This window comes from Pseudomonas sp. PDM01 (assembly GCF_014852325.1).
Taxonomy (GTDB): Bacteria; Pseudomonadota; Gammaproteobacteria; order Pseudomonadales; family Pseudomonadaceae; genus Aquipseudomonas; species Aquipseudomonas migulae.
This window is the reverse complement of sequence record NZ_JACVBK010000013.1, coordinates 18,923-33,261: the sequence shown is the minus strand read 5'-3', so window position 1 is coordinate 33,261 and position 14,339 is coordinate 18,923. Positions and strand designations below refer to the sequence as shown.

Annotated in this window: 14 protein-coding genes; 7 read left to right on the top strand and 7 right to left on the bottom strand. The window is 58.8% G+C overall.

All coding sequences use genetic code 11. From position 1 onward, the window contains the following. The first annotated feature begins 11 nt into the window (after positions 1–11). From yghX to IB246_RS26845, 3 genes are all read left to right on the top strand, one after another. Entirely contained in the window at positions 12–899 is an 888-nt protein-coding gene (yghX, locus tag IB246_RS26855; RefSeq protein WP_008043907.1) for a YghX family hydrolase, read from the top strand. 67 nt (positions 900–966) lie between these two features. Continuing rightward, positions 967–1,794 carry a glycosyltransferase gene (locus IB246_RS26850; RefSeq protein ID WP_008034047.1) on the top strand — a complete coding sequence of 276 codons (828 nt, stop codon included), beginning with the start codon at positions 967–969 and terminating at the stop codon, positions 1,792–1,794. 58 nt (positions 1,795–1,852) lie between these two features. Then, entirely contained in the window at positions 1,853–2,656 is an 804-nt protein-coding gene (locus IB246_RS26845) for a 2OG-Fe(II) oxygenase (RefSeq protein ID WP_008043901.1), read from the top strand. Positions 2,657–2,668: 12 nt separating this feature from the next. Here IB246_RS26845 and IB246_RS26840 read toward each other — a convergent pair whose 3' ends face one another. Next, entirely contained in the window at positions 2,669–3,613 is a 945-nt protein-coding gene (locus IB246_RS26840) for an aldo/keto reductase (RefSeq protein WP_008043900.1), read from the bottom strand. Positions 3,614–5,194: 1,581 nt separating this feature from the next. Between IB246_RS26840 and IB246_RS26835 the strand changes: the two genes are divergently transcribed. After that, the gene (locus tag IB246_RS26835) at positions 5,195–5,983 is read left to right on the top strand and encodes an alpha/beta hydrolase (RefSeq protein WP_008041151.1); all 789 of its coding nucleotides are present in this window, start codon (positions 5,195–5,197) and stop codon (positions 5,981–5,983) included. A 9-nt stretch (positions 5,984–5,992) separates the two neighbouring features. On the opposite strand, the gene IB246_RS26830 is transcribed toward IB246_RS26835, so the two are convergent. From IB246_RS26830 to IB246_RS26820, 3 genes are all read right to left on the bottom strand, one after another. Continuing rightward, positions 5,993–6,322 (bottom strand): hypothetical protein, encoded by a 330-nt coding sequence (locus IB246_RS26830; RefSeq protein ID WP_008041150.1) that lies wholly within the window; start codon positions 6,320–6,322, stop codon positions 5,993–5,995. A 91-nt stretch (positions 6,323–6,413) separates the two neighbouring features. Further along, positions 6,414–6,734, bottom strand: coding sequence for a DMT family transporter (locus IB246_RS26825; RefSeq protein ID WP_008041149.1), 321 nt, complete (start codon positions 6,732–6,734; stop codon positions 6,414–6,416). Between the two features lie 70 nt (positions 6,735–6,804). Next, positions 6,805–7,260 (bottom strand): carboxymuconolactone decarboxylase family protein, encoded by a 456-nt coding sequence (locus IB246_RS26820; RefSeq protein ID WP_008041147.1) that lies wholly within the window; start codon positions 7,258–7,260, stop codon positions 6,805–6,807. Between the two features lie 199 nt (positions 7,261–7,459). Here IB246_RS26820 and IB246_RS26815 point away from each other — a divergent pair, with 199 nt between their 5' ends. The 3 genes from IB246_RS26815 (at position 7,460) to IB246_RS26805 (ending at position 10,311) form a co-directional block, all read left to right on the top strand. Then, positions 7,460–8,113 carry an FMN-dependent NADH-azoreductase gene (locus tag IB246_RS26815; protein ID WP_008041146.1) on the top strand — a complete coding sequence of 218 codons (654 nt, stop codon included), beginning with the start codon at positions 7,460–7,462 and terminating at the stop codon, positions 8,111–8,113. Then, on the top strand, positions 8,079–9,497 hold the full coding sequence (locus IB246_RS26810; protein ID WP_008041145.1) for a PLP-dependent aminotransferase family protein: 1,419 nt from the start codon (positions 8,079–8,081) through the stop codon (positions 9,495–9,497). The genes IB246_RS26815 and IB246_RS26810 overlap by 35 nt, the downstream gene beginning before the upstream one ends. A 217-nt stretch (positions 9,498–9,714) precedes the next feature. After that, a complete protein-coding gene (locus IB246_RS26805) occupies positions 9,715–10,311 on the top strand; it encodes a TIGR00730 family Rossman fold protein (protein WP_008041144.1) in 597 nt (198 codons plus the stop codon). A gap of 15 nt (positions 10,312–10,326) precedes the next feature. Here IB246_RS26805 and IB246_RS26800 read toward each other — a convergent pair whose 3' ends face one another. From IB246_RS26800 to IB246_RS26790, 3 genes are all read right to left on the bottom strand, one after another. Next, positions 10,327–11,367, bottom strand: coding sequence for a GGDEF domain-containing protein (locus IB246_RS26800; RefSeq protein ID WP_225609154.1), 1,041 nt, complete (start codon positions 11,365–11,367; stop codon positions 10,327–10,329). A gap of 264 nt (positions 11,368–11,631) precedes the next feature. Then, positions 11,632–12,651, bottom strand: a complete 1,020-nt coding sequence (locus IB246_RS26795) for an ABC transporter substrate-binding protein (RefSeq protein WP_008041137.1) — start codon at positions 12,649–12,651, stop codon at positions 11,632–11,634. Positions 12,652–12,700: 49 nt separating this feature from the next. After that, positions 12,701–13,774: a sigma-54 interaction domain-containing protein gene (locus tag IB246_RS26790; RefSeq protein WP_008028129.1), complete on the bottom strand. Its 1,074-nt coding sequence runs from the start codon at positions 13,772–13,774 to the stop codon at positions 12,701–12,703. Between the last annotated feature and the right edge of the window lie 565 nt (positions 13,775–14,339).

Here is a 14,339-nt window from a genome sequence, read left to right as displayed (position 1 = left end):
GAAGCGCAAAGATGAATCGTCTTACTGCGAAAGACTTTGCCCCTGAGCTGCTCGAACTCTACGACTACTACGCCCACGGCAAGATCAACCGGCGAGAGTTTCTCGACCGGGCGGCGTTATTCACCCTTGGTGGCCTGACCGCCAGTGCGCTCCTCGCTGCCCTGAGTCCCGACTATGCCTTGGCCGAACAAGTGGCGTTTACCGACCCGGACATCATCGCCGAGTACATCACCTACCCCTCGCCCAAGGGCCACGGGCAGGTTCGGGCCTATCGGGTGCGTCCGGCAAAAGCCACCGGCAAAGTGGCGGCCGTGGTCGTCGTGCATGAAAACCGCGGGCTCAACCCCTACATCGAAGATGTTGCCCGACGCGTGGCCAAGGCCGGGTTCATCGCCCTCGCCCCCGATGGCCTGACGTCAGTGGGCGGCTATCCCGGCAACGACGACAAAGGCCGGGAACTCCAGGCGACCGTTGATCCTGAAAAGCTCATGAATGACTTTTTCGCCGCGATCGAGTGGCTGATGAAACACGATACGACCACCGGAAAAGTCGGCATCACCGGCTTCTGCTATGGCGGTGGCGTCGCCAACGCGGCTGCCGTGGCCTATCCCGAACTCGGGGCTGCCGTGTCCTTCTATGGACGGCAACCAGACGCCAGGGATGTCCCCCGGATCAAGGCGCCGGTGATGCTTCACTTTGGCGAACTTGACACACGCATCAACGAAGGATGGCCCGCCTACGAGCAGGCATTAAAAGCAGCCGGCAAAACCTATGAAGCCTACATCTACCCCGGTGCCAACCACGGCTTCCATAACGATTCCACGCCTCGATTCGATGAGGCCGCAGCCAAACTTGCCTGGGAAAGGACGCTAAACTGGTTCCGGCGATACCTGTCTTAGCGCCGCAAGCAATAAGTGGTCTTGAATTTTTATTGCTGTTTCCAGGTTTTTAAAGAGTGCATCACACATGAATAACAATGATTTTCTGTCGCAACAGAAACCACCCTTCAGCATTGTCCTGGTCAACTACAAAACCATCGAAATAACCCGGATTTGCCTCGACCTGCTACATCAGCACCTGGGCGACAGCAACATTCCGGTCTGGGTGGTTGATAACGACTCGGCCGATGAAAGCACCGACTATCTGCGCACACTGGACTGGATCAACCTGATTGAGCGAAAAGCTCCCGAGCCGGAGCATGGTCATATCGCGCATGGCAAAGCACTCGACCTGGTGCTGGAACGGGTTGAGACCGACTTTCTGTTCCTGCTGCACACCGATACGTTTATTTTCGACAAAAATGTATTTTCAATGATGTTGAACAAGTGCATTAAAAACCCGAATGTCGTGGCCGTCGGGTGCACAGAACAACTTAACCGCGGCACCACCAGAACCCTTTGGCGCTTTAGCTCACGACTGGTAAAACATCACGTCAGACGCCTGAAACTGTCCCTGGGACTACGTTCCAGAGAGCCAAAGCCCTACAGGGAAGTTTATTTGAAAAGCTTCTGTACCTTATGGAACTGCAAGCTGATGAAGCAACACGGCATGCATTTCCTGATGGATGAGCGCGTACCCGGTTATACCCTCCAGGACCGCATGACCCAGTTGGGCTATGTTGTTGAACTGTTGTCCCCGCGCAAGATATTCAGCTACCTCGACCATATTCAAGCGGGCACCGTCGCGGCCGCTGGCGGTTATGCGACAACGCACAGACGAACGAAGATGTACAACGACATCCTTAAACGTTTGAAGGGCGACAACAACCAGGTATCGGCAGCGCGTCACAAGTAGCGCGCCCCTCTTGCAGGAAGCACTCGCAGGTTGTTATGAACAGACTATTGGAGCGGTAATGACACCGATCACTCAGACACTTCCCATCGTCACCACCCCGGAGCTGGATTTTGACCAGAACGCTGCCAGCACTTTCGGTCACTCGCTAGCCAGTACTTATGCTCAAGCCACCCCCTTTCCACACATCGTCATTGACGATTTTTTACCGCAGGACCTGATTGCGAGCATCTGCGCGCATTTTCCCGTCGAGCCAACCAACAACGAAATGCTCTATGAGCGTGGCTATAAGGGTCAGCACAAACGGCAAGTCAGCCCCAACGAGTGCGATCCCTACTTGAAGACGGTTTTCAACGCCTTCAACTCGGCGCCCATGTTGCAGTTTCTTGAAAAACTCACAGGTATCGAGGGTTTGATTCCCGATCCTTACTTTACCGGCGGCGGACTGCACGAAACGAAAAAGGGTGGGTTTCTGGGGGTGCACTCGGACTTCCGGCTCAACAAAAAGTTGAATATCGAGCGCAGACTGAATGCCATTATTTATCTGAATCAGGATTGGCAAGAGGCGTACGGCGGCAACCTGGAACTATGGGACGTCGGGATGAAGACGTGCCTCAAGAAAGTCCTGCCGATCTACAACCGCTGTGTCATTTTCAACACCGACAAGGACAGCAATCATGGACACCCGGAGCCTCTGACGACGCCGGAGCACATTACACGCCGGTCCATCGCGCTGTACTACTACACCGCAGCAACCGTGGTGGCTGATCCTGCGCAAAGAAACAAAACCCACTACAAACCAAGGCCCAAGGATCGCTTGAGCCTCAAGTACTACCTCAACAAACTCATCAAGAAAAAAAACTGACGGCACCTGCGGTTATCCGACCACATCGATCAACTGCTCGCGTTGCGCCCCCGTCAGCATCGGGCCGAAACCGGCACCGGCATTGTCCGCCATGTAACGCGGGTTGCCGGTGCCGGGGATGACGCAGGTCACTGCCGAATGCGCCAGCAAATACTTGAGCGCCAACTGTGCCCAACTGGTGACGCCGACTTGCGAGGCCCAGCCGGGCAGCGGTTTGCCCTTCAAGCGGGCAAGCAAATCACCGCCGCCAAATGGCCGGTTGCAGATCACCGCCACGCCGCGTTCGCGACACAGCGGCAGGATGCGTTTCTCGACCCCGCGATCGTCCAGCGCATAGTTGATCTGCAAGAAATCCAGTGGCTCGGCTTTGAGCACCGCTTCCACTTCCTCATATGCCGACGCGGTGTAATGGGTGATGCCGATGTAGCGAATCCGCCCTTCTTCCTTCCATTTGCGCAATGTAGGCAAATGGGTTTTCCAGTCCAGCAGGTTATGGATCTGCATCAGGTCGATCCGGTCGGTCTGCAGCAGTTTGAAGGATTGCTCCATCTGCGCGATGCCTTCTTCGCGACCACGGGTCCACACCTTGGTGGCCAGGAACGCGGGTGAACGCGGCTTGTGGATCGACAGCAGTTCGCCGATGGTCTGCTCGGCGCGGCCATACATGGGTGAGCTGTCGATCACCGTGCCGCCCTTTTCAAATAACGCGCTGAGAACGGCCGGCAGGTTTTTGTAGGCCGGATCGGCAGGTGCGACATCAAAGCCGCGATAGGTGCCCACGCCGACAAGGGGCAATGGCTCGTTGCTGGAAGGAATGGCGCGGGTCAGCATGTTCTTGCCTCCTGTTTCCTTCGACGGCGCGGTGGCTGCAAAGGCCGGATCGAAAGTGAGCACCGCCGAAGCACCGGCAGCCAGCGTGAGTATTCGTCGACGCGTGTATCCATCAGTGTGGCTCATGGTGGTGTCCTTCCACTCTTTTGCGCTTGTTGCGCGGCAAACGGCGCGATCACCAGCGTCACGAGTCCTCTGCTAGCCAAGAGAATAGCTGCCGGCGGCAATTCGTCCTTGCTTGAAATACAACGAGGTCTCAAGTGCTGGGGGGTGGCAGCAATTGCTTGGGTGTATATCCATTATTTTTGTGATGGCGGCTGGCGGTTTCGCCCTTACGGCGAGTCACTTGGAGAAGCGCCAAGTAACCAAGCGCTCTTGCCCCTTTCGTTCGGTGCCTCGCTAGTGCTCGGCATGCCCTCGCTCCGGTCCTGCTCCGTGGGCGCGCCGCCATCGGCCATCCATGGCCGGGGGCGGCTAACCCGGCATCCATGCCGGGTTGCCCACTGCGCAGAACCTCCACTCGGCCTCTCGAGGGGGCGCTCAGATCAAAAGCGGAAGGCGAGCTAACGCTCGGCCTGATGAGTGGTGAAAATCAAAAGCAAACGCGATTCCCTGTAGGAGCCGGCTTGCCGGCGAAAAACGTCTAAGCGACGCGTTCATTCAGACACCCCGCGTTATCGCTGACGTCCATCGCCAGCAAGCTGGCTCCTACAAGGGAAATGCATATGCATTTGGATAAATACGATCCACTGTAGGAGCCGGCTTGCCGGCGAAAAGCGTCTGGGCAACGTGTTCATTCAGACAGCCCGCGTTATCGCTGACGTCCATCGCCAGCAAGCTGGCTCCTACAAGGGAAATGCATATGCATTTGGATAAATACGATCAACTGTAGGAGCCGGCTTGCTGGCGAAAAGCGATTGGACAACGCGTTCATTCAGACACCCCGCGTTATCGTTGGCGTCCATCGCCAGCAAGCTGGCTCCTACAAGGGAAATGCATATTCATTTGGATAAATACGATCAACTGTAGGAGCCGGCTTGCTGGCGAAAAGCGATTGGACAACGCGTTCATTCAGACACCCCGCGTTATCGTTGGCGTCCATCGCCAGCAAGCTGGCTCCTACAAGGAAAATGCATAGGTGTTTGGATAAATACGATCCCTTGTAGGAGCCGGCTTGCTGCGGGCGGCGTTCCGACGATAGCGGTGGGTCAGTCGACACATCTATCGCCTGAAAGGACGCCATCGCCAGCAAGCCGGCTCCTACAGGGGGATCGGTGTACATATCCGGAATGAGGGAACGCGTGCACCAAAGAGCCAGGTCGGCTTTCAGGCCGCCTCGGCGGCGGTGGCGGTAGTCGCCCCCTCGAGAGGCCGAGTGGAGGTTCTGCGCAGTGGGCAACCCGGCATGGATGCCGGGTTAGCCGCGCACGGCCAGGGATGGCCGATCGCGGCGGGCCCACGGAGCAGGACCGGAGCGAGGGCATGGCGAGCATTAGCGAGCCACCGAACGAAAGGGGCAAAAGCGCTTTGGTTACTTTCGCGCTTTTCGAAAGTGACTCGCCGTAAGGGCGAAACCATACGCAGCCGTTACCGCAGCAACGGATATGCCCCGCCCCCTCAAAAACCACACCCCAAAGGGCCCCGCCATGATTCAACTACACTCTGAAAGCGATCAAGCCGTCGCGGTCGTCAGGCCCAGAGCAGTCAATGCCACCCACTCACGCTAGCCGAATGTCACGCACCCTGATGTATCTCATCGTCATCGTTACCGCGTTGTACCTGGCGCTCTGCATCGCGCTGTTCGTGTTCCAGCGTGCCCTCATCTACTTCCCGCAACCCGCCGCGCTCGGAGCGCCCGAATCGCTGCTCACGCTATCGGTGGCGGACGCACAGGTGCAGGTCACCGTCAAACCGCACGACGGACCAAATGCACTGATCTATTTTGGTGGAAATGCCGAGGACGTTTCGCGCAACCTGCCCGTATTTTCCCAGGCATTCCCCGACCATGCCCTGTACTTGCTGCACTATCGGGGCTTCGGTGGCAGCACCGGCTCACCTTCCGAAGAGGCGATTTCCCGCGATGCCCTGACCTTGTTCGACAAAGTCTACGACACCCATCCCCACATCGCCGTGGTCGGCCGCAGCCTTGGCTCGGGCGTCGCCGTGCGCCTCGCCAGCCAGCGCCCGGCCTCCCGACTGATCCTGATCACCCCCTACAACAGCCTTGAAGAGCTCGCCGTCCGCCAGTACCCGATATTCCCGGTGAAGTGGCTGTTGCAGGACAAGTTCGAATCGTGGAAATACGCCGAGCACATCTCGATACCGACGCTGTTGCTGGCGGCCGGGCAAGATGAAGTCATCCCGCCCTCCAGCACGGAAAAACTCTACGGGCATTTCGCCAAAGGTGTGGCGACCCTGAACGTTATTCCGGGCGTGGGGCACAATTCGATCTCCGACAGCCCGGAGTATCTGAAGCTGATGGAAGACGGGTTGTAGGTCACTCAGTCATTTGCGCGCCAACTTAAAGCGCACGCAATCTTCGTAGAAACTCTGGCGCAGTGCTGCGGGTTTTATCCGCGACGGGCTGTCGTAGGTTTGCTCGGTAATACCCATGGCCGTCATGCGCATCCACGGTTTGCTGAACTTGTAGGTCTGCAATTTCTGGCGGGCGGCGTACAGCGAAACGCCGGCCAGTTTGAGTTCCTGGGCTCTGGCTGCAGTGCCCGCGCCCCAGCTGCACATATACCGGTCATTGGCTTGAAGGTCTTTGGCCTGGGCGGAGACGGCGATGCCAGCCAAGCCTAACGAAATCAGCGTAATCCATACATTGCGCATTTAAAGCCAGCCCTAACCACCTGAAATTAAAGTGATTCTGTCTGTAACTTTCGGGCTTCGGGGCCAGCAAAATGCCTTATTTCAAAGCTTCTCAGTTTCCCGTGACCAGCTTGAGTCCGATAACACCACCCAGGATGACCAGGATGCACAGTATCCGCAGCAGTGTGGTGGCGTCGCCCAGCACCGCCATCCCCAGTATCGCGGTGCCCGCCGCGCCAATTCCGGTCCACACCGCGTAGGCGGTGCCGACGGGCAGGGTTCGCAGCGACAGTGAAAGCAGAAAGACACTGGACAAACCGGTCGCGGCTGCCAGCAGTCCCGGGGTCAATCGGGTAAATCCGTCTGAGCCCTTCATGAAAAACGCGAAGGCAATTTCGAGAATGCCGGCGATGCCAAGCAGTGACCAAGCCATGGTGTTAACTCCTTTGGTTAACCCGCCGAGCGTGACCACCCGGCGAGTTCTATTGATTCAAGGGGATGGTTCAGGCGTTGTTGGCAGCGGCGGGTTTCGCCCGGAACGTCACGCCGAACCGGTTGAAAGCATTCATCAGGCCGATCGCGTACGTCAGGTCTGCCAATTCCTTATCGCCGAATTCGGCAGACGCAGCGGCATAGTCGGCATCGGGAACGCCGGTTTCCGCCACGCGAGTCACCGTTTCCGCCCAGCTCAGCGCAACGCGTTCGCGGGCACTGAAGACTGAACCGGCATCACGCCATACCGGCACCAACACCAGTTTTTCTACGCTGACGCCGAGCTTGAGCAGGTCCCGGGAATGCATGTCTATACAGAAGGCGCAGCCGTTGATTTGCGACACCCGCAGATAGACCAGGTCAATCAGCTCGTGGGAAAGACCGCTGTTCTGCAGGTAGACATAAACCCCGCCGAAAGCCTTGTAACCTTCAGGTGAAGCCTTGGCGTAGTCGAGACGATTACTCATGATGAGTCCTTGTGTTTGCTGGTTGAGGGACTTCATCGTGTCGTGTCTTGGCCTTGTTGATAAGGTCCATGATCGGCCTTGAGTCATGGGCCATGATTCGGCAATCATGGCCCAGTGATTAACCGGATTCATGGACCTTTGGCCTGGGTCATGAGCTTCATAGAATGATTCCCTCCACACAGTTCAAACCGGGTGAATCATGAAAATCCTCCACGTTACTTGCAGCCCTCACGGCGAAGCGTCCGAAAGCTATCGGCTGTCGAAAAACATCATTGGCTTTTTGCTGAAGGCCCATCCAGCGGCAACCGTGATCGAGCGGGTGGTCGGTGGTGACGCGCTGTCCCCTATCGACGAGCCTTACGCGATTTCCCAACAGGCGTCCGCCGATGTCACAGAGACAGGCTCTATCGCCCGATCCGAAGCGCTGATCGAGGAGCTGCACAGTGCCGATATGCTGGTGATTGGTACGCCGATGCATAACTTCACCGTGCCTTCGACACTCAAGCTCTGGATCGATCACATCGCTCGGGTCCGACGCACGTTCAATGTCGGTGCGCAAGGCAAAACCAGCCTACTGCAGGACCGCCCGGTGTATGTTGCAGTGTCCTCTGGCGGCAGGTTTTCCGGAATGACCCCGCGGCAACCGGACTTTCTCACGCCGTACCTGACCGCCGTGCTGGGTATGATCGGGCTGCACGACGTGAATTTTTTCTCCGTAGAGGGAACCGCCATGGGCCCGGAGGCCGTCGCCGCCGCCAGGGACAAGGCGGGCCAGGCACTACAAGCGCATTTTTCTGCGCACGACACGGGCGAGGCCAATGACCCTTCAAATCAAAAACTTCTCACCCCTTGATCCGACCTCGTCGGAGCCGATCTACCGGCAAATCTACTGGCGATTCCGCGGCGCGATCAGTGACGGACTGCTCGCCCCCGGGGACCGGATTCCTGCGGCCCGGGCACTGGCAAAAGAGCTTGGTCTGGCGCGGGGGACCATCGACACCGCGTATTCACTGCTGACGGCGGAGGGCTATCTGCTGTCGCGGGGTCAGGCGGGCACCGTGGTGGCGCCGGGGGTCAGCGGCAGGAAGCCTTCGGCGCGTACGGAACACCCGTTTAATGCGACCGCCAGCGCCTCGATCAGGCACAAGGCAGCGGTCCTGCCCTTTCAAATGGCCTTGCCCGCGCTGGATGCCTTTCCGCGAAAGATCTGGTCGCAGATCGGCGCACGCTGCGTGCGCGCCACGCGCATTCCCGACATGGCCAATCCGTCGGTGTTGGGGCTGGAATCGTTGCGCACGGCGATTGCCACTTACCTGCAAGTCTCACGGGGCATTACCTGCTCGCCCGCGCAAGTGTTCATCACCTCGGGATACCGCAACACACTGGCACTGATCGCTCACACGCTGCTCAAGCCCGGCGACCGTGTGCTCGTGGAAGACCCCGGCTACCTGCCGACCCGCCAGTTGCTGGCGCATCTTCAGATCAAGGTTGCCCCCGTGCCGGTGGATCAGGACGGCATGCAGGTCGCGCAAGGGGTGAGCAGCGCGATGGACGCACGAGCGGCGGTGGTCACACCGGCACATCAAAGTCCCCTGTGCGTGTCGCTGTCACTGCCGCGCCGACTGGAATTGCTTGAGTGGGCCAGCCGGCAGCAGGCCTGGATTATCGAGGACGATTACGACGGCGAATACCGCTACGTCAGCCGTCCCCTGCCCGCGCTGAAAAGCCTGGACCGTGATGGCCGGGTGCTCTACGCCGGCACGTTCAGCAAGGTACTGTTTCCGGGGATCCGCCTTTCGTACCTGGTGGTGCCGCCAGCGCAGGTCGAACGCTTCGAACACGTCAGCGAGACCTTTCTCGGCGGTTGTCCGGAACTGACCCAAGCCATCGTCGCCACGTTTATGACCGAGGGGCATTTCGCGCGCCATATCCAGCGCATGCGCAAGCTCTACGGCGAACGCCGGGAAGCGACGGCGCGCGGATTGAAGAAAGTCCTGGGTGAACGCATCCGCATCGATCCGCAGCCGGGTGGCATGCATCTGATTCTGCGGCTGATGGAGGCACAGTCCGACCGATTGCTGGTCGAGCGCTTGTTGGCGGCCGGTCTCTACGCTGAAGCGTTGACCGATTGGCGTGTGCATGACGAGACCGATTCCGCGCTGTTGCTCGGGTTTGCCAACATTGATTCGCAAGAGACTGCCGAGCAGTTGGGAAAACGGATACTGGCGTTGATGTAGGGGCCAGATTCCAGGGCCCTATCGCCGGCAAGCCGGCTCCTACAAGGGTTTTGCGTGCACCGCAAAACCCTTGTAGGAGCCAGCTTGCTGGCGAAGGCGGCCTTGAGAACAACACAAAAAACCAGTCATGGCCCAATCAAGCGGCTGACTCATGGACCTGTCCGCCTTACCCATCTCACCGCATCATCGGCCACCGACCACCACCCGGAATAATCCGATGCCCAGCTCTTCCCCACTCCACAGCATCGCTGTGTTCTGCGGCTCCAACTATGGCTTCAACCCCGACTACGTGGCAGGCGCCCAGGCCCTCGGCCGGGAAATCGCCCGACGCGGCATACGCCTGGTCTATGGCGGTACCGACAAGGGTTTAATGGGCGTGATGGCCGATGCCGTACTCGCCGAGGGCGGTGAAGTGCTCGGCATCATCACGCGCTTGCTGTTCGACCTTGGGCATCTTCATGACCGTCTGACCGAACACGAAGTGACGCCAGACATGCGCAGCCGCAAGACACGCATGAGCGAATCGGCGGATGCGTTCATCGCATTGCCCGGCGGGCTGGGGACGTTTGAGGAGTTGTTTGAAGCGGCAACCCTGACCCAATTGGGTGAACACCACAAAGGCGTCGCTTGCCTGAACATCGGCGGTTTTTTCGACCCGGTGCGCAGCCTGCTAGACCATGCGGTGAACGAAGGCTTCATGAAGACCGAACACAGCCAGATGCTGATGTTCAATACCGACCCGGCGGCACTGCTCGACGCGCTCGAACAGTGGCAAGCGCCCACCGTCACCAAATGGATCGGGTCGGCGGCTTGAAAGGCGTTTCAGTGCTTAGCGATGCACCCGGTTCCGCCCAGCGCGCTTGGCCTGGTAGAGCGCGTCATCGGCTCGGGTCAGGAGGCTGTCCAGGTGCTCGCCGGGTTGCGCGAAGGCCACGCCAAAGGATGCCGTGATCGTATCGAGCACCTTGCCATCAACCCGCGCCTTGATCCGCAATGACTGGATTTTCACCCGCAGTTGCTCAGCGAAAACAGCGGCACTCGCCAGGTCGGCACAGTGTTGCAGAATCACGCAGAACTCTTCACCGCCATAACGCGCCGCCGTGGCTTGGGGTGGCAGCGAACTGCGCAACACCTGCCCGACATGCTGCAGCACTCGGTCGCCCAATGGGTGACCGTACTGATCATTGAATTGCTTGAAGTGATCGATATCCAGCATGACCAGCGCGACGCCCTGGGATTCATTGCTCAGCGCCTGCTCCAGCAAACGGGTAAACGCGGTGCGATTGAGCAGTTCGGTCAGGCCATCGAGCGTGGCCGCCAGTTGTGCACGCTCAAGCTTGCTGCGCAGGCTCTTGATCTCGCTCTGGGCGGAGTGCAGTTGGGTGAGGAACTGTTCCTGCTGACTGTGCATCAGTTGGGTGCTTTGTTGCAGCTCACTCAAAATGCCCGGCAATCGCTCGTTGACGGGCGACTCGAGCATTTCCAGGCAACGTCCCAGACTGCTCTGAAAGTTGAGATTGCCCTCGACGCTGCGCGAAACGTCGCGCTGCATGTCGTCCACCAGATTGATCGCTTGTTGCTGCCCGGCGCGGGCCTCTTCCAGCTCGTCGCGAATGATGTAGTCGCGGAAAAGCCGGGTGGCGGATTCCGGCGGGAAGCAATCGAAGTCTTTGACCACCCGGTCCAGGTGACGATTGAGTTCGGGGTCCAGACCTTTGCTGTAGGTGTACCACAGCGCGTAATGCACCGGATTGGGCGGGATGTTGTGACGAACCATCAGCGGAATGGCTTGTTTGAGCAGCGCCGCGGCCTCGCGGGAATCTTCCGGATACAGCGCAAGGGCAGTCGCACGCGTCTCTGATTGGCTCATGACATCACTGTGGTTGTTAATGATTGGCAAATGCAAAACGATGCGAGCATAACCATACGCATGACAAACGGCCATCCCCCTGTGTATTGCCGTGCCATTCGGGTTGATTCAGGTCAGTTTTATGGCCGGCATTTGCCACCGCGACAGCGTGAAAACACGGACCTGTAGGAGCCGGCTTGCTGGCGATAGGGCCTTCAAACGTTGCGGTGGATTTGAGGACGCCATCGCCAGCAAGCCGGCTCCTACAGTGGTTTTGTGGTGTGTTTAGCTGCCGGCGTCGCCGTGTGCTTCTTCGAAGAAGTAGTCCTTCCAGCTGGCGGCCTTGTTCTTCAGCACACCCAGTTCCTGCAGTTTCTCGGCGTAGACCGCCGTGCGCTGCGGCACCACCGTGAAGTTGATCTCTGGATCGTTGACGATTTTCTCAACCAGCGGCAGGGCCAGCTTCGATTGTTCGACGCGGATGTAGGTCTGGGCGGCGGCGGATTTGTCGGCCTTGATGATTTTTTCCGCTTCGGCCAATGCGTCGTAAAACGCCTTGTAGGTTTTCGGGTTTTCGTCGTGGAATTTTTCCGTGGTGTACAGCACGTTGAACGTAGCCTGGCCACCCAGCACGTCGTAGGAACTCAGCACCTTGTGCACGTTGGGATTCTGCAATTCCTGATACTGGAACGGCGGGCTGGAGAAGTGCGCGTTGATCTCGGAACCCCCGGCGATCAACGCCGCCGTCGCATCCGGGTGGGCTAGGCTGATCGAGATGTCGTCGAATTTCTTGTAGTGGTCATTGCCGAACTGCCTGGCCGTTTCGATCTGCAAGGTGCGCGACTGGAACCCTACCCCGGCCGCAGGCACGGCAATGCGATCCTTCTCGGTGAAGTCCTTCAGGCTCTTCACATTCGGGTTGTTAGTCAGCAGGTAGTTGGGCATCGAGCCCAGCGAGGCAATCGCCTTGACGTTCTGTTTACCCTTGGTGCGATCCCAGATCGTCAACATCGGTGGCACGCCCGCCGACACCACATCCAGCGCGCCGGCCAACAGCGCTTCGTTCATCGCCGTGGCACCGGAGATGCTGTTCCAGTCGACCTTGATGTCGAGGCCCTGGGCCTTGCCGTGCTTCTCGATGAGTTGCTGGTCGCGGACCACATCCAGAATCAGGTAACCGATGCCGAATTGCTGGGCGATGCTGATCTTGCCTTCGGCCTGCGCGCCGGGACTGAGTAACGCACTCATCGCCGCCAGGGAGGCTGCCAGGAGGGTCAACGCTGAACGCTTGTAGGGAATTGCCATGAAATGCTCGCTGTGAGTGGACGAATCAGAAATAAAGCGACGACGAGGACTATTCCTCCACCGCCAGTGTCTTGTTCAACTCCCCGATTTTCTCCAGCCGCGCCCGGACGATGTTGCGGCTGATGTTCAGCAGGCGTCCGGTCTGCAACTGGTTGCCGTGGCAGAACCGGTACGCCGCGCGGAAAATGGTTTCTTCGATATGTTCGTAAAGGTCCGGGATGTTCTGTTCGAACAGCGCGTTGAGGGCGGCTTCCAGGTCCACCGGGCCGGCGACGGCGTGGCTGGTTTGGCTGGCCTGTTCCTGGCGGATGCCGGAGGAACGCATGTCCACCAGGTGCAGATCCGCCGGGGCGACCCGCTGATTGCGGCACACCAGCAACGCGTGGTGAATGGAGTTCTCCAGCTCGCGGATGTTGCCTGGCCAGCTGTGCTCCAGCAGCTTGCGTTCGGCTTCGACGCTCAATGACGCGCGGTTGTAGCCCAGACGCTGGCAATGTTCTTCGAGGAAAAACTCGGCCAGCGGCAGGATGTCGCCCGGTCGTTCGCGCAAAGGCGGCAGGCGAATGGTCGCGACGTGCAGACGGTAAAACAGGTCCTCGCGAAAATGCCCGGCGACGACCGCATCCGCAAGGTTGACGTTGGTTGCAGCCACCAGCCTTACGTTGATCGGGATCGGCGTGCGCGAGCCCAGGCGCACCACTTCGCGCTCCTGCAAGACCCGCAGCAGTTTGACCTGCATGTTCAACGGCAGATCACCGATTTCATCGAGAAACAGCGTGCCGCCATTGGCCGCTTCGAACCACCCGGCCTTGTTCGTCGTGGCGCCGGTGAAGGCGCCTTTTTCGTGGCCGAACAGCTCACTTTCCACCAGGGTTTCGGCAAACGCTCCGCAGTTCACCGCCACGAAGGGTTCGCGTCCGCGGCGGCTCAAATTGTGGATATGCCGGGCGACCAGTTCCTTGCCGGTGCCGGTCTCGCCAATGATCAATGTGTTGGCTTCACTGGGCGCCAGGCGCTCGATGCGGCTGAGCAATTCCTGGGAGCGCGGGTCCTTGAACACCAGGACGGTGGCCCGCACCGACTTGGTCAATTCGCGAGCGTTTGGATGAGTGATCAGCGACATGGTGCATTCCTGGCAGTAAAAGCGCGTGCTCAATAGTGCATGAAGTTGTTTAGACTAAAAAATTCTTAATTAGTATTTATATATTCCCAAAAACCATATGCAACACAACTGCTGCCAGCCTGCTGCTGGAGCAGCAATTGGCACGCACCGGCCTGCTTGCACATCAACACCCCACGCTCCCGGCAGTTCCCTCCCCTCGCCCTGAAACCCAGTCCCTGCGCGGCCTGCAGCGCGTTTTCAGCGCAGTGGCATGCAATCTGCTCTCTCCCATGTACAGCGCAAAACTTTGTAGGAGCTGGCTTGCCGGCGATGGCGCCCTCAGAAACGTCGCATGGTTTGAAGGCCCTATCGCCACCAAGCCGGCTCCTACAAAGACTGTGTTCACAACGCAGCAGCATCGGACACCGCAAAACCCTGTAGGAGCTGGCTTGCCGGCGATGGCGTCCTCAGAAACGCCGCCAGGATTGAAGGCCCCATCGCCGGCAAGCCGGCTCCTACAAAGACTGTGTTCACAACGCAGCAGCATCGGACACCGCAAAACCCTGTAGGAGCTGGCTTGCCGGCG

Coding starts and splice junctions, on each gene's coding strand:
- IB246_RS26820 (WP_008041147.1), bottom strand. CDS start 7,260: ATGAGTAATCGTCTCGACTACGCCAAGGCTTCACCTGAAGGTTACAAG.
- IB246_RS26815 (WP_008041146.1), top strand. CDS start 7,460: ATGAAAATCCTCCACGTTACTTGCAGCCCTCACGGCGAAGCGTCCGAA.
- IB246_RS26805 (WP_008041144.1), top strand. CDS start 9,715: ATGCCCAGCTCTTCCCCACTCCACAGCATCGCTGTGTTCTGCGGCTCC.
- IB246_RS26795 (WP_008041137.1), bottom strand. CDS start 12,651: ATGGCAATTCCCTACAAGCGTTCAGCGTTGACCCTCCTGGCAGCCTCC.
- IB246_RS26790 (WP_008028129.1), bottom strand. CDS start 13,774: ATGTCGCTGATCACTCATCCAAACGCTCGCGAATTGACCAAGTCGGTG.
- IB246_RS26840 (WP_008043900.1), bottom strand. CDS start 3,613: ATGAGCCACACTGATGGATACACGCGTCGACGAATACTCACGCTGGCT.
- IB246_RS26810 (WP_008041145.1), top strand. CDS start 8,079: ATGACCCTTCAAATCAAAAACTTCTCACCCCTTGATCCGACCTCGTCG.
- yghX (WP_008043907.1), top strand. CDS start 12: ATGAATCGTCTTACTGCGAAAGACTTTGCCCCTGAGCTGCTCGAACTC.
- IB246_RS26835 (WP_008041151.1), top strand. CDS start 5,195: ATGCCACCCACTCACGCTAGCCGAATGTCACGCACCCTGATGTATCTC.
- IB246_RS26845 (WP_008043901.1), top strand. CDS start 1,853: ATGACACCGATCACTCAGACACTTCCCATCGTCACCACCCCGGAGCTG.
- IB246_RS26825 (WP_008041149.1), bottom strand. CDS start 6,734: ATGGCTTGGTCACTGCTTGGCATCGCCGGCATTCTCGAAATTGCCTTC.
- IB246_RS26800 (WP_225609154.1), bottom strand. CDS start 11,367: ATGAGCCAATCAGAGACGCGTGCGACTGCCCTTGCGCTGTATCCGGAA.
- IB246_RS26850 (WP_008034047.1), top strand. CDS start 967: ATGAATAACAATGATTTTCTGTCGCAACAGAAACCACCCTTCAGCATT.
- IB246_RS26830 (WP_008041150.1), bottom strand. CDS start 6,322: ATGCGCAATGTATGGATTACGCTGATTTCGTTAGGCTTGGCTGGCATC.